This is a genomic window from Candidatus Marimicrobium litorale, from assembly GCF_026262645.1.
GTDB classification, from domain to species: domain Bacteria; phylum Pseudomonadota; class Gammaproteobacteria; order Pseudomonadales; family Halieaceae; genus Marimicrobium; species Marimicrobium litorale.
Genome location: NZ_SHNO01000002.1, coordinates 105,965 through 119,736 on the forward strand (window position 1 = coordinate 105,965; position 13,772 = coordinate 119,736).

Here is a 13,772-nt window from a genome sequence, read left to right on the forward strand (position 1 = left end):
TCGTTGTCTACGCTTTATTGGGGTCGCTGCGGATAAGCTCGCATAAGTGCTCCAGTTGGCGCCTGGCTGCATTGCCGTCAGTATTTTCTCCATAGACAGCAGATTTGATGCGTCGGTGAATCTCGTTCTGCTCGTTTGAGTAGACGTCTTCGTTATTCAGTACTTCCTGAAGAAAACTACAGGTAGTTGACAGCCGCTTTGCTATTTTCCCGAATCGGTATTCTGGGCCTAGTGAAAAGCCGTTTCTGAAGGGCGGCGACACGTCGAGAAACAGCGTAGGTCTATCCAGTGCCAGAAAATCGAACGCGATGGATGACCAGTCGCATATCAGGATGTCGGTTTGCAGTAGCAAGTCTTCAGTGTCCGCGAAGTCTTGCATGGAGCAATAGGCAATATGGGTATAAGTCTTTTGGCTGATACGGGCATTCAGGTGGCTTCTAACCAGCAAGGTGGCTCCTTGGGTGGCGCAGACGGTATTCAGTGCTTCGAGAAAAGTATCCTGGCTCTCACCAAAGGGAAAGAGTTCCCTGCCATTATCATCCTGTTGCCAGGTGGGGGCATAGAGAATGATCTTGTGTTTCGCAGGTATTTGCAAATGCGCTCGAACATCGGTGCTCGGAAAGTCGCGGCGAAACAGTTTGTCCGTGCGAGCATAGCCGAGCGCTTTCACCCTCTCTGCTGAAAACCCAAATTGGTTGACGTAGATTTTTTCCAGCAGGGGAGATGAAACCCATGTCTCGCTGTAGGTTCGCTGAACACGAAAGTTTTGTTGTGTGAACCCTTTGTAGGGAATGCCATGCCATACATCGATAAAACAGATGGTAGTAAATCGAATCAGTGGACTCATGGCATGAAGCCCGTGGTCGGTAATCATCGCGCTAGCGCGACCCACGCTCAGCATATCAGCGAGCTTGCCACAACGCAGCACGTTGATGCCCGCTGAAGCCAACTGTGGGCCATAGGTCGGGTCCAATGACAGAAAGAAGCAGTCCCACTCATTTTTATAATGCCTGTTCCATTCCTCATAGAGTGCTTTCAAATTGCCAGAGAGTTGATGGCCATATAGAACAATCACTGGCTTTTCGGGCGCACTGGTCAGATAGCGAGAGAATATTGCCAACAGGGTAAAGAAACCCTGCCGCAGAAGGAGTAGCCAGTGACTGATGTTGCGCTTGTCTATTTTCATGCAGGGACCTAGGTGCGTGTATCCGGTCCGGACATCAAGTGCTGAAAAAGCGCAGAGAACTGTTCGCTGATCACCGTCCAGTCGTAATGTTCTGTTATCCATGTGCGACCGTTGCTGCCAAGCGTGGTGCGCAAGTCTGTATCACCGAGTAAATGATTTGCCGCATCTGCCAGTGCCTGCGGGGAGCGCCCTTCCACAATGAGGCCTGTTGTGTCGTGTTGGATAATATCGGTGGCGCCCGGATAATCGGCGACGACAACGGGGCAGGCGCAGGCCAGAGCCTCCATAATGGACACCGGCGATCCTTCTTGGTCACCGCTGTCGGTGACAACCGAAGGGAAGAGGGCGACGGCAGTGCGCTGCAAATAAGGGGAGATCTCTCGATTGGTCACGGCGCCCGCAAACGTGACATGGTCGTCAACGGAAAGTTCGTGGCAGAGGTCCCGTAGCGAGCGTAGCAGCGGACCGTCCCCAACGATAACCAGAGGGGTGCCGGGATGTTCACGCAGTATTAGCGGTAGCGCTCTGATGAGGTACTCGACGCCCTTTTTATCGACCAGTCGCCCGACAAATAGCAGGCCTTCCCGTGGGCAGGTGGCACGGGGTGGACGAAATTCTTGCTGCGAGTCGACCCCCATGGGTATGCAGTAGACGGCTTGTGCGGCCTTCAGTTTCATCGATATTGACTGCTCTCTCATTGTCTCACTGACCACGGTCAGTGCGTCCGCCCGGCGTGTGATCCATGCTTTCAAGCGCGTTAATAGTCTTCCCTTTAGTGCAAAGAGATCACCTCCATGAGAAGTCAGTACTATCCGCGCGTGGGAGCCCGATAGACTGCGGGCGAGCAGCGCAATCAGGCCCTGGGGAATGATCCAGTGGGCGTGGATAATCTCGTAATGATTCTTGTGCAGGAGCTGGAGGACCATCAGCCCCTGTCCCAGGAGAAAGAAGGGTATGAGTAGGAATAAGAACGGATTTTTTTTCAAGTTAGGCAGAATGCCACCCTCATAGGCCAGAGACTCACCCGCCTCAAAGAAATACCGATAGCGGAACACAGTGACCTTGCCGACCGTTTCCTCACAGAGCGCTCCCCTCGCGTGTGGCGCGACAACATGAACGCTGTGCTCCAAGGCCAGATTCTGGCACAGGTGTTCCACGAATCTGGGGTCTGTGTCATCCTTCCAGCGAGGAAACGTTGATGTGAGGACAAGGATGTTCATTGATTATTTTTCTTAACACCGGGCATTGAAAAGCGTTTATGCGCAGGACTTGTCGATCAACCGCGCGGTGCTTCCACCCTGCCGCGAAGGCCGACCGTGGATACCGAAGTGATGTCGTAAGTCTGCATGGCGTCCCTGACTTTTCGCGTAATATTTTCGCTGTTAAGCCCGGTCCAGTCTAATTGGTCCGTGTGGGTCCCGTGCTCTATGAAGGTATCCGGCAGCCCCAGATTGAGCGTCGGAGTTTTAATGCCCTTGGCCGACAGCAGTTCATTGACCGCGCTTCCGGCGCCACCTGCGATGGCATTTTCCTCCAGAGTAACCAGGAGCGCGTACCGTGCTGTCATTGCCAGTATCAGCGCTTCGTCCATCGGCTTTACCCAGCGCATGTCCACAACGGCAATATTCAATTCGTTGGCGGTGATTATTGCCTGGTCCAGTAGCGTGCCGAAGTTCAGAATGGCGACCTGTTCGCCGTCACGTATTGGCTTTGCCTTACCGATGTCCAGTTGTTGCATGGTTTCCGCAATCTCTGCTCCGGGGCCGGTGCCCCGCGGATAGCGCACGGCGGCGGGGCCAGGATGCTGGTAGGCGGTGTAGAGCATTTGTCGGCATTCGTTTTCGTTGGAGGGCGCACCAATAACAATATTGGGGATACAGCGCAGATAGCTCAGATCAAACGCACCGTGATGTGTTGGACCGTCCTGACCAACCAGTCCTGCCCGGTCGATGCCGAATGTGACATCGAGGTTCTGCAGTGCGATGTCGTGAATCAACTGGTCATAGCCGCGTTGCAAAAAGGTCGAGTAGATCGCCACCACGGGCTTTAGGCCGTCGCACGCCATGCCCGCAGCCAGTGTTAAGGCATGCTGTTCTGCGATTGCTACGTCGTAGTAGCGTTCGGGAAAGCGCTCGGCGAACTCAACCATGCCTGAACCCTCGCACATGGCGGGAGTAATGCCCGCGAGGCGGTTGTCACGCTCGGCCATGTCGCACAGCCATTGCCCGAAGACGGCCTGGTATTTGGGTCTTGCAGGTAATGCCGGTGTTGCCGCCGGTTGTGGTCCCTTCGGTTTCGCTTCTATCTTGTTGATTGCATGATAGCCAACGGGGTCGAGTTCGGCGGGCTCAAAGCCTTTACCCTTCATGGTGCGGATGTGCAGAAACTGCGGCCCATCAAGTTCTTTCATGTTTTCCAGGGTTTGCACCAAGCCAGGTAGGTCGTGTCCGTCCAGCGGGCCAATATAATGAAAGCCCAGTTCCTCGAAGAGAGTGCCGGGGGCGACCATACCCTTCATGTGTTCCTCGGTGCGCTTGGCCAGTTCCCAGGCAGGACGTATTTTTTCCAGCAGCTTCTTGGAGCCTTCGCGCATACTGATATAAAATTTACTGGCCCAGATTTTGGCGAAGTAGGTTGCCAGCCCGCCCGTGTTGTGACCGATAGACATCTGGTTGTCATTGAGAACGACGAGCATGTTCGGCCGCTCGTGTCCGGCGTGAGCAAGAGCTTCAATGGCCATGCCGCCGGTGATCGCTCCATCGCCAATTACCGCGATAATCTTGCGCTGTATTTCCTGTTGCTTGGCCGCTAGCGCCATGCCCATGGCTGCCGAGATGCTGGTCGATGAATGACCGACGCCGAAGGTATCGTGGTCGCTCTCCGAGCGTTTCGGAAAGCCAGCCAGCCCCTCCGCCTGACGCATTGTGTGCATCAGGTCTTTACGTCCGGTGAGAATTTTGTGGGGATAAGTCTGGTGTCCCACATCCCATACAATGCGATCGTGTGGGGTGTTGTAGACATGGTGCAATGCAACGGTCAGTTCAACGACGCCGAGGCCTGCGCCGAAATGGCCTCCGGTTTGACCCACACTGTACAGCAGGTAGGCGCGCAGCTCGTCGGCCAACTGCACCAATTCATCGGACTGCAGCGCTTGCACGGATAAACCCTGCTCGATCCTGTTCAGGAGCGGCGTTGCAGGTGGAGTGATGGGTAGTTCAGAAAACATTATGCTGATTCTACCGTAAATTAGCTCAAAAGTAGTGTCTTTGCAGGTTCCTGAGTCCAGATGCCCGGTGGGGTTCTGCCACTTTTCGGGTGCTGCGCAGTGCGCCAGAGGAGCGTAAACACTGGCCGTTGTTGAGGTTTATGCGACACCCGTGGAGGGTGGCTTTGCGGGGCCTGCCGCCGGTGGACTGCGGTCAGTGCTGCGTCGGCCCCGCTTTTCGGCGCCGGTCGACCATCGGCGCAGCATTCCTGTGGAGGTTGCTGACAGTGATAGGCCGAAGCGACGCGCGCGCTGACGCCTGTCATAGCGCCTGCTGGGTTTAAACGGGTTGGGCCACGCCACCCGCTATGTCGATGATGCGCGTGTTACTCCTGCGCCTCCTTAAATGAGTGAATCTGTCGCCGTTGTTTCTTGGTGGGTCGCTGCGGTGGACGGTCGAGCATGCCGCCTGCCGCCTTGCGTGCCTTGGCTTCTGCCTCTCTTTTCTCGATGCTCTGCGGCGTTTCCTCGTAAAGCCGTTGCGCGTCCGCTGCGCCCCGTCTCTGGTCGCTCAGCTCGCGAACCACGACAATTTTTTCATCCCACCCCTGACGTATTTTCAAGGTGCAGCCTATCGTCACTTCACGGGACACCTTGACTCGCTGACCGTCCATCTGCACCTTGCCACCGTCGATAGCCGCTTTGGCCAGACTGCGCGATTTGAAAAAACGCGCCGCCCAGAGCCATTTGTCGAGTCTGACCTTGTGCTGTGATTCGTGGGATGCGGTCATGGGTTGGATTCGTCGGGCATAATTTCGTCAAAATGGTGGATGCCCCGGAAGCGGGTGTCAATGCGCTTCTGGCGGCGGCTGTCCGGTTGCAGGAGTGTCAGCAAATGGGCAATCCCGTAATGCTGAGCGCTGGCCAGTACCTGCTCCGTATCGTCAATGAGCAATGTTCTCGCTGGGTCAAAGGGGTGCAGCGACTGCAAGCGGTGCCAGAACTGTTGGTCTTCCTTGGGGGCCTGCAGGTCGTGGGAGATTACCATCCTGTCGAACCACCGACGGATGTCGACGTTGTCCATCTTGATGTCCAGTGTCTGGCGATGAGCATTGGTCACCATCACAACATCCCGCTCGCTGCGGTGCAGGCGGGTCAGAAACTCTACCGCGAATGGACGGATACTGATCATGTGCTGCACTTCGCGTTTTAGTCCTGCGATATCGATATCCAGTCGTTGCGACCAGTGATCCAGGCAATACCATTCGAGGCTGCCCTGCTTTGCGCTGAATTGTCCATGCAGATGCCTGCTCGACTCTGTTGCGGAAATACCCTTGCGCTGGGCGTAGACGTCGGGCAAGTACTCCGTCCAGAAATAATTATCAAAGTGCAGGTCCAGCAGGGTGCCGTCCATGTCCAGCAGGACGGTGTCGATGTCATTCCAGTTGATCATGCGTAATTTGGCGCGCTCTGGACCATGGCGGTTGTTATATTTGATTATGCCTCGATTCGCGTTGGCGTGCAGGGATGGGTTTGGGGTCGGTCAGTGCTATATTGTGGCGCATGGTGATAAAGGCTGATAGACAAGACCTACGGGGGCAGGTGCCGGCGTTGCTGGCGCTTTGTCAACGTGCCGGGGCGGCGATCTGCGAGCACTACGCCCACCCCTCCGCCGGGGAGTTTGAGTCGAAGGGTGATGATTCGCCACTCACTCGGGCTGATCTCGCTTCGCATGCCATCCTCAGTGAGGGCCTTGGCGCGATGGATGAATCGCTGCCCCTGCTCTCGGAGGAATCTACACCCGGAGAAATAGCCGGCAGGCAGCAATGGCCGCGCTATTGGCTCGTGGATCCGCTTGACGGCACCAAGGAGTTTCTTGGCCGCACCGGTGAATTCACTATCAACGTCGCCCTTATTGAGAATCATTGTCCCGTGCTGGGCGTGCTGTATCGTCCCCTCGATGATCTTGCCTACGTCGGTATCCCGGGCCAATCGGCGAAACGCTACCATCTGATCGAAGGAGAGGGCTGGACTGACTCCCCCTTGGCGACTCGCCCATTGTCGGACTCACATGAGCTGTTAGTACTGGCGAGTCAACGCCACCGAGACGACCGGTTGCTGTCCTGCTTGGAGTGGCTGGAGTCGAGCTGGGGGCCTGTGGCGCGAGGCAATATGGGCAGCGCGCTGAAGTTTTGTGTTATGGCTGAGGGAGAGGGAGATTTTTATCCCCGCTTTGCTCCGTGTTGCGAATGGGATACCGCCGCCGGTCATGCGATTCTGGAAGCCGCTGGCGGTGCTTTGCTCGGGCTTGATGGCAAGCCGTTGCGCTATAACATGGGTGAATCCTTGTACAGCCCACCCTTTTATGCGGTGGCGGACGCCGCGCACCCGCTGTGGCATGCGCTGTTGGATGCTCCATTCAATTCGCATTAGTGAGAGAACGTCAAGGTTGTCACTGTAATCCAACAGGGTATAGAGTGGGCGATTGAGTCCATCACGAGCCTGGTAATCGCCGCCATCCAATGACTGAGCCACCCGAAAGCGCTGACGAAACAGAAGAAAACGCGGCCAATGACGCGCTTACACCGGCCATGCAGCTGCTTGAGCTACAAAAACAGCACCGTTTGCTGGATGACAAGATTGCTGAATTACACAGTTTCCCCTACCAGAACCAGGTGTTATTGCAGCGTCTGAAGAAAGAAAAACTCCGCCTGAAAGATAGGATCATGCGGCTCAAGGACGACATGATTCCTGATCTCAATGCCTGAGGCATCCCTTCCCGGGGGCATGTGCCTCTTCCACCCCTAGCTGTTTTCCAGCGCCAGTAACAGGGTTTTTGCCTCCAGTCCGCCGACGAAACCGGTCAGACTGCCGTCGCTACCGACGACTCGGTGACAGGGCACAACAATCGGCAAAGGGTTGCGGCGACAAGCAGCACCGACTGCACGTATGGCAGTCGGCTTGCCAATGTCCCTGGCGATGTCCCGGTAACTGCGAGTTTCGCCGTAGGGAATGCGTTGCAGGGACTGCCATACAGATCGCTGAAATGCAGTGCCCGTTGTTGCCAGGTCGAGCGAGAATAACGCCCGTTGAGCGGCAAAATACTCGGTGAGTTGAGTCGCGCAATGCTGCAGCAGTTCGGACGATGTATCTGTACCTGTACCTGTACCTGTACCTGACGCGCGCTGGTGTTGCGATTCAAATTCAATACGCAGAAGTTGCGTGCCGCTGGCAATCAGTCGCAACTCGCCCACGGGTGTTGTCAGGTGCCGCGTATTCATGGATGGACGCTCCTACAGAGCGGTGAGTTGAAGTCGCTGCGCCCCACGCGTCGGCCTGTTGGGGTTTCACCTCGATGAATGTACGCTCAATATAACGCCGACATTGGATCATAACCAGCCGGGAGTACTGCTGTAAATCGAGTAGCAGGTGCTGCTTTTTGTACCCCTGACGGGTTAGAATACAGCCCCAGAGAGTAACCCGGATTGGCTATCCTGCCGGGCGGTGTTAGAAAAGGCGCGGCGCAGCAAATACCTGCGGTGTGCGACCCAGAGGCTTGAGGCCGGGGCCCGATTCCATGAATTATGTTGTTTACGCTATCCCGTTTTTCTTGCTGGCAATTCTCCTTGAATTGGCTTTTGGCCTGGCGAAGCGGCGCAACACGTACCGACTGAATGACAGCGTCAGTAGCCTGCTCCTGGGCACGCTTAGCCAGGCGCGCCGGTTCGTGACACTGGGGGTGGGCGGCTATATCTATTACCTGTTTACCCAGCACTTCTCTCTGCCACTGATGGATGCCAGCCACTGGTTCACCTGGGTACTGGCTATGGTGGTGTACGATTTCTGCTACTATTGGCTGCACCGAATGGGGCACGAGCGCAGTATTCTTTGGGCGGCTCATGTCGCTCATCACCAAAGTGAGGACTATAACCTCAGCACGGCCCTGCGCCAGACCAGCACGGGTTTTCTGTTGGGCTGGGTCTTTTTCATTCCCATGTACGTTCTGGGTGTCCCTGCAGAAGTGGTGATTTCTGTAGGTTCCCTCAACCTCATTTACCAGTTCTGGGTGCACACTGAACATATTCCCAAGCTGGGGTGGTACGAATGGTTTTTTGTTACGCCATCGAATCACCGTGTGCATCATGCGCAGAATGATCGCTACATGGATCGCAACTACGGCGGATTGTTTATCCTCTGGGATCGACTGTTCGGTACTTTTCAGGAAGAGCTTGATGAGGAGCCCGTGGTGTTCGGCATTCGAGGTCCGCTGAAGAGCTTCAACCCGCTCAAGGCACTCACCCATATTTATAGCGATATGCTCAGAGATAGCTGGCGCACCGCTCATTGGCGAGACAAGGTGAAAGTCTGGTTTGCGCGAACCGGCTGGCGTCCCGAGGATGTCTCTGTGTTGTACCCCCGAACGAAAGCAAACCTGGATCGATTCCAGCGCTATGATCCGCAGGTCCCGCGCCTCGTTTCGCTCTACGCGTTTTACCAGCTATTGGCCCTGTCCGCGGTGCTGGCATACTTGCAGTTCAATGACTTGTCCTATCGGGAAGGCGTGGCAGGCTGGGCCATATTGCTCGCTACCGCTGCAACCACGGCGATGTGGCTTGAAGCGCGCTCTGTTGCCCGTCTTATGAAATGGGATCTACTGCGGCTGGGAGCCATTCTGCTATTGCTGGTGTGGCCCGTGGGTGGAGTACTGGAGCAGGGTCGCCTGCTCGCATTCGCTGTGTACGCGTTGGTAAGCTTTGTTTTTGTCGGCTTGATCGTGCACGAGCCCGGCGCAAGGAATCCCGCTCCGGCGAGTTAGTCAGCGTTTGTTTCGCCAAGTCGACGCGGTGTGACCGGCGCATTGGCGCTACCATTATCCAGGTACAGTGTGCCGCCGACGATGGTGACCCCAAGTTGCACTGTACGGTTTATCAGTGCCGCCGCCTGCCGGACTTCATCCCAGTCCATTTGCCAGGCCTGCAGGCGGGGGAGAGAGTCGATGGCTGCACCCTGCAAGCCCCACCATGTTGTTGCGCTTGCCCCGAATGCATACACGCTGACCCGTCGTGACTTCCCGCAGGCCTTGCGCAACCGGCCTGCTTCCGGTTGTCCTACCTCGATCCAGTGGTCGATTTCACCGCTGTTACTCTTTGCCCACACGTCGGGTTCCTCCTGTGTCGACAAGCCCTTGGTGAAGCTGAGTTCCGGCCCATAGTTCGAACAAAAAACCAGTAGCCGGGCGGTCATGCGTTCCAGACTTTCTGAAGGGTGCATGGCGAGTGTCAGCTTGAGTGACTCAAAGCAGTCACGGTCGCTGTCTGCCAGTTCGACCCGTACACGGTAAATTGTCGGTTTTAGCGCCATGAGTGCCGTCCTTCCCGCGGATTAGGTGGTGGCGTTATGGCGCGTACGCCATAGTTCCAGCGTGCTGAACACAATAATGCTCAAGTCCAGGGCGATACGCAGCATAGTGATATCTTCAGGGTGGGGCATGCGGTACGCGGTGCTGATTGCAGCGGCTGCGGGCACAATAGCCGCCAGGAACAGAGACAGACGGGACCGACCAAACAAGCCTATGGCAATCAGGAGATAGATTGCGCCCAGCAGAGCGTCTCCCACGGCTGCGCCGGATAAATCGCGTAGCCACAAAGCTGCAATTTGTCCCAGCCCTGACACGCTCGCGATCACCGCTGCGGCAATGCGTGCGGAAGAGGTCGATTTGCTATGGGGCGGGTTCACGTGCCATTACTCCGCCTGAGCTGAGAATTCCAGCAGCATTGCGCCGCCGGCAACAAGATCACCCGCAGCGTAGTGAAAGCGCTCCACCACGCCAGCTGCTGGTGCGCGAATGGTGTGTTCCATTTTCATAGCCTCCATGACCAGCAGGGGCATACCCTCGGTGACAGTGTCTCCGGCGGCGGCGAGCAGTGTGACAACCCTGCCATTCATCGGCGCGGTGAGGCCTGTATCCTCTGCACGCTGCTGCTCTCCGGTGTCGGCGAGCACCTCTGTGAAGCGACAAGCGCCTCCGGCTAGATACAAGGTATAAACGCCGTCCGCGTGTGCCAATGTGCCCCGTACGCGGTGGCCTGCAGACGTAATGTGCAGTGTTTCTTCCTCAAGGGTCGCCGACATCATCACGGTGTCACCTGCGACGGTGACCCGGTAGTGATCGCCCGACTGCTCGATGTCTGCGGGATAGCATTGCTCGTTCCACTTCAGTTCCAGACGGTGTGCGGCGGGCAGGTTCATTCGCCAGGCGTTGCGCTCCTGCCAGGGTGAGTAGGGATCGCTGGATGACGTGGTTTGGTGTCGGGATTTGTGCAGCAGCAAAGCCAGCGCAGCCGGGTGCAGTTGGCTGGCCTTGTCGGCTGCGCCAGTGCGAAAGACCAGCTCGTGCTCCTCTTCGATAAAGCGTGTGTGTGTGGGCCCCGCGAGAAATGCGCTACAGGTTGCCAGGTTGTAAAGGAGCGGCAGGTTGCACACAGTGCCCTCGATACGGTACTGGGGAAGAACCCGACCCAGGCGGTGCAGTGCTTCTGCGCGAGTCTCTCCCCAGACCACCAGTTTCGCAATCAGTGGATCGTAGTACACACTGATCTCGTCTCCCTCTCGCACGCCGGTGTCGACGCGCACCACCGCCGACTCTGCCGGTGCTCTCAAGGTCTGCAGCACCCCCGTTGCGGGCAGGAAGTCCCGCTCCGGGTCTTCAGCATAAATGCGTGCTTCAAACGCGTGTCCACGCACCGCGATAGCCTGCTGTGAAAGCGGCAGGTCCTGTCCGGCCGCGACGCGCAGTTGCCATTCCACGAGGTCCAGACCGGTGATCATTTCTGTCACGGGGTGCTCGACCTGCAGACGCGTGTTCATTTCCATAAAGAAGAACCTGTTCTGGTTATCCAGCAGGAACTCCACGGTGCCAGCGCCCCGGTAATCGATAGCGCTGCCTGCCCTGACAGCGGCTTCGCCCATCGCCTTGCGCAGGTCCTCTGTCAATCCCGGCGCAGGGGCCTCCTCGATGACCTTCTGGTGGCGCCGCTGCAAGGAGCAATCCCGTTCAGCGAGATAAACGCCATGGCCTGCCTGATCGAAGAACACCTGTATTTCAACGTGGCGGGGGCCTGCGAGAAATTTTTCCACCAGCATACGATCGTCGCCAAAGGCGGCCTGCGCCTCGCGCTTTGCCGCAGCCAATGCCTCGTCAAATTCAGCGGCGGTCGCCACGGTGCGCATCCCTTTACCACCGCCCCCGGCGGTCGCTTTCAGTAGCACCGGATAACCGATACGGCCGGCTTCCTCACACAGATGGCTCGGCGCCTGATCGTCACCGTGATAGCCCGGAATGAGGGGTACGCCGGCCTCTTCCATAATGCGCTTGGCCGCAGATTTGCTGCCCATAGAGGCGATGGCGCTGCTATGCGGGCCTATGAAAACGATGCCCTGCTCCTCGCAGGCTGCGGCAAAGCCGGCGTTTTCGGAAAGAAAGCCATAGCCAGGATGAATGGCTTCGGCGCCGCTGTTGCAGGCTGCCTCAATAATACGTTCACCCTGCAAATAGGAATCCTGTGCGGGCGCGGGCCCTATGTGAATGGCTTCATCGGCCAGCTCCACGTGCAGCGCATCACTGTCGGCATCGGAGTAAACCGCCACCGTAGCGATACCGATGCGCCGGGCGGTGCGGATGACGCGGCAGGCAATTTCGCCGCGGTTAGCTATGAGTATTTTTTTAAACATGTCGATTATCCTGCAACCGGTTGTAACTGCCGTTACATGCGGAACACCCCAAACCGGGTGTCCTCTATAGGTGCGTTTAACGAAGCCGATAGACACAATCCCAGCACCGTGCGTGTGTCAGCGGGGTCGATCACGCCATCGTCCCATAGTCTGGCGGAGGCATAGTAGGGGTGACCCTGGCGCTCATAGTTTTCTATGATGGGTTGCTTGAATGTCTCTTCCTCCTGTTCGCTCATTTGTTTGTCGTCGCGTGCGAGCTGGTCTTGCTTGACGGTGGCTAACACACCGGCGGCCTGCTCGCCGCCCATGACCGAGATGCGGGCGTTGGGCCACATAAAGAGGAAGCGGGGGTCATAGGCGCGGCCGCACATGGCGTAGTTACCGGCACCGAAAGAGCCGCCAATAATAATGGTGAACTTGGGTACGCGGGCGCACGCAACGGCGTGCACCATCTTGGCACCGTGTCGCGCAATACCCCCGGCCTCGTATTGCTGCCCCACCATAAATCCTGTGATGTTCTGCAGAAAAACGAGGGGAATCTTTCTCTGTGCGCATAACTCGATGAAGTGGGCGCCCTTAACGGCAGATTCGCTGAACAGGATGCCATTGTTAGCCACTATGCCTACCGGATAGCCGTGAATATGAGCGAAACCACAGACCAGTGTTTCACCAAACAGAGCCTTGAATTCGTCGAACACCGATCCGTCAACCAGACGCGCAATGACTTCTCTGACATCGTAGGGTTGCCTGCTGTCGGCGGGAATAACGCCATACAAGTCCTCTACCGGAAACACCGGGTCGACTGGAGGCCGGTTTTCGGTGGTGACGGGCTTTTGTCGGTTGAGGCGCGAGACCGCGCGGCGCATCAGGGTCAGTGCGTGATGCTCATTGTTGGCGTAGTGGTCTGTCACCCCGGATGTGCGACAGTGCACATCGGCACCACCAAGGTCTTCTGCAGAGACCACTTCTCCTGTGGCGGCTTTGACCAGTGGCGGTCCCCCGAGGAAGATCGTGCCCTGATTTTTAACGATGATGGATTCGTCGGCCATTGCGGGCAGGTAGGCGCCGCCGGCAGTGCAGGAACCCAGTACAGCGGCAATTTGCGGAATGCCCTGGGCGGACATACGGGCCTGGTTGAAAAAAGCGTGACCGAAATGATCCCGGTCCGGAAATACCTCGTCCTGCAGGGGAAGAAAGGCACCTCCGGAATCCACCAGATAGAGGCACGGCAACTGATTTTCCTCCGCAATGGTTTGTGCTCGCCCCTGCTTTTTAATGGTGAGCGGATAGTAGGTGCCGCCCTTGACCGTCGCGTCGTTGACAAAAATCATACATTCGCGACCGGCCACCCGTCCGATGCCGGTGATGATGCCTGCGCCGGGTACCGGGTCGTTGTAAACCTCGTGAGCGGCAAGTTGCGACAGCTCCAGAAATGGCGCTCCGGGGTCGAGCAGGGCATCCAGTCGCTCTCTCGGCAGCAGTTTGCCGCGGGCACTGTGGCGTTCGCGTGCACGGTCGCCACCCCCGAGGCTTACTTTCGCTACTTGCCGATGTAAGTCGTCGACCAGGGCCTGCATAGAGTCACGGTTGCAGTAAAATGCGTCATCCAAGGTGTTAATGCGTGATTCCAGCACGGTCATGGGTGTGCTC

At 57.0% G+C, this 13,772-nt stretch carries 13 protein-coding genes; 3 read left to right on the forward strand and 10 right to left on the reverse strand.

All coding sequences use genetic code 11. From position 1 onward, the window contains the following. Positions 1-7: 7 nt before the first annotated feature. The 5 genes from EYC82_RS16950 to yrfG all read right to left on the reverse strand — a co-directional run bounded on the left by EYC82_RS16950 (position 8) and on the right by yrfG (position 5,844). Entirely contained in the window at positions 8-1,186 is a 1,179-nt protein-coding gene (locus EYC82_RS16950) for a CDP-glycerol glycerophosphotransferase family protein (RefSeq protein ID WP_279250816.1), read from the reverse strand. Between the two features lie 8 nt (positions 1,187-1,194). Beyond that, on the reverse strand, positions 1,195-2,406 hold the full coding sequence (locus EYC82_RS16955; protein WP_279250817.1) for a glycosyltransferase family 4 protein: 1,212 nt from the start codon (positions 2,404-2,406) through the stop codon (positions 1,195-1,197). Between the two features lie 56 nt (positions 2,407-2,462). After that, complete coding sequence (gene dxs / locus EYC82_RS16960) at positions 2,463-4,412, reverse strand: 1-deoxy-D-xylulose-5-phosphate synthase (RefSeq protein ID WP_279250818.1); 1,950 nt, start codon at positions 4,410-4,412, stop codon at positions 2,463-2,465. A gap of 365 nt (positions 4,413-4,777) precedes the next feature. Beyond that, a complete protein-coding gene (locus tag EYC82_RS16965) occupies positions 4,778-5,182 on the reverse strand; it encodes an RNA-binding S4 domain-containing protein (RefSeq protein WP_279250819.1) in 405 nt (134 codons plus the stop codon). Beyond that, the gene (yrfG, locus tag EYC82_RS16970; RefSeq protein ID WP_279250820.1) at positions 5,179-5,844 is read right to left on the reverse strand and encodes a GMP/IMP nucleotidase; all 666 of its coding nucleotides are present in this window, start codon (positions 5,842-5,844) and stop codon (positions 5,179-5,181) included. The genes EYC82_RS16965 and yrfG overlap by 4 nt, the downstream gene beginning before the upstream one ends. 74 nt (positions 5,845-5,918) lie before the next feature. Here yrfG and cysQ point away from each other — a divergent pair, with 74 nt between their 5' ends. After that, the gene (gene cysQ / locus EYC82_RS16975; RefSeq protein WP_279250821.1) at positions 5,919-6,824 is read left to right on the forward strand and encodes a 3'(2'),5'-bisphosphate nucleotidase CysQ; all 906 of its coding nucleotides are present in this window, start codon (positions 5,919-5,921) and stop codon (positions 6,822-6,824) included. Positions 6,825-6,913: 89 nt separating this feature from the next. After that, positions 6,914-7,159 carry a YdcH family protein gene (locus EYC82_RS16980; RefSeq protein WP_279250822.1) on the forward strand — a complete coding sequence of 82 codons (246 nt, stop codon included), beginning with the start codon at positions 6,914-6,916 and terminating at the stop codon, positions 7,157-7,159. A gap of 36 nt (positions 7,160-7,195) precedes the next feature. Here the strand turns inward: EYC82_RS16980 and EYC82_RS16985 are convergent, their stop codons facing one another. Next, positions 7,196-7,672 (reverse strand): methylated-DNA--[protein]-cysteine S-methyltransferase, encoded by a 477-nt coding sequence (locus EYC82_RS16985; protein ID WP_279250823.1) that lies wholly within the window; start codon positions 7,670-7,672, stop codon positions 7,196-7,198. A gap of 296 nt (positions 7,673-7,968) precedes the next feature. On the opposite strand from EYC82_RS16985, the gene EYC82_RS16990 reads away from it, so the two are divergent. Then, entirely contained in the window at positions 7,969-9,207 is a 1,239-nt protein-coding gene (locus EYC82_RS16990) for a sterol desaturase family protein (RefSeq protein WP_279250824.1), read from the forward strand. Here the strand turns inward: EYC82_RS16990 and EYC82_RS16995 are convergent. From EYC82_RS16995 to EYC82_RS17010, 4 genes are read right to left on the reverse strand one after another with little or no spacing between them, the layout of a single operon-like run. Then, positions 9,204-9,752 carry a YaeQ family protein gene (locus tag EYC82_RS16995; RefSeq protein WP_279250825.1) on the reverse strand — a complete coding sequence of 183 codons (549 nt, stop codon included), beginning with the start codon at positions 9,750-9,752 and terminating at the stop codon, positions 9,204-9,206. The two genes, EYC82_RS16990 and EYC82_RS16995, sit on opposite strands and share 4 nt — an antisense overlap. 21 nt (positions 9,753-9,773) lie before the next feature. After that, entirely contained in the window at positions 9,774-10,127 is a 354-nt protein-coding gene (locus tag EYC82_RS17000) for a hypothetical protein (protein WP_279250826.1), read from the reverse strand. A 6-nt stretch (positions 10,128-10,133) separates the two neighbouring features. Then, positions 10,134-12,122: an acetyl-CoA carboxylase biotin carboxylase subunit gene (locus EYC82_RS17005; protein ID WP_279250827.1), complete on the reverse strand. Its 1,989-nt coding sequence runs from the start codon at positions 12,120-12,122 to the stop codon at positions 10,134-10,136. A 32-nt stretch (positions 12,123-12,154) separates the two neighbouring features. Further along, positions 12,155-13,762 (reverse strand): carboxyl transferase domain-containing protein, encoded by a 1,608-nt coding sequence (locus EYC82_RS17010; protein WP_279250828.1) that lies wholly within the window; start codon positions 13,760-13,762, stop codon positions 12,155-12,157. Positions 13,763-13,772 lie beyond the last annotated feature (10 nt).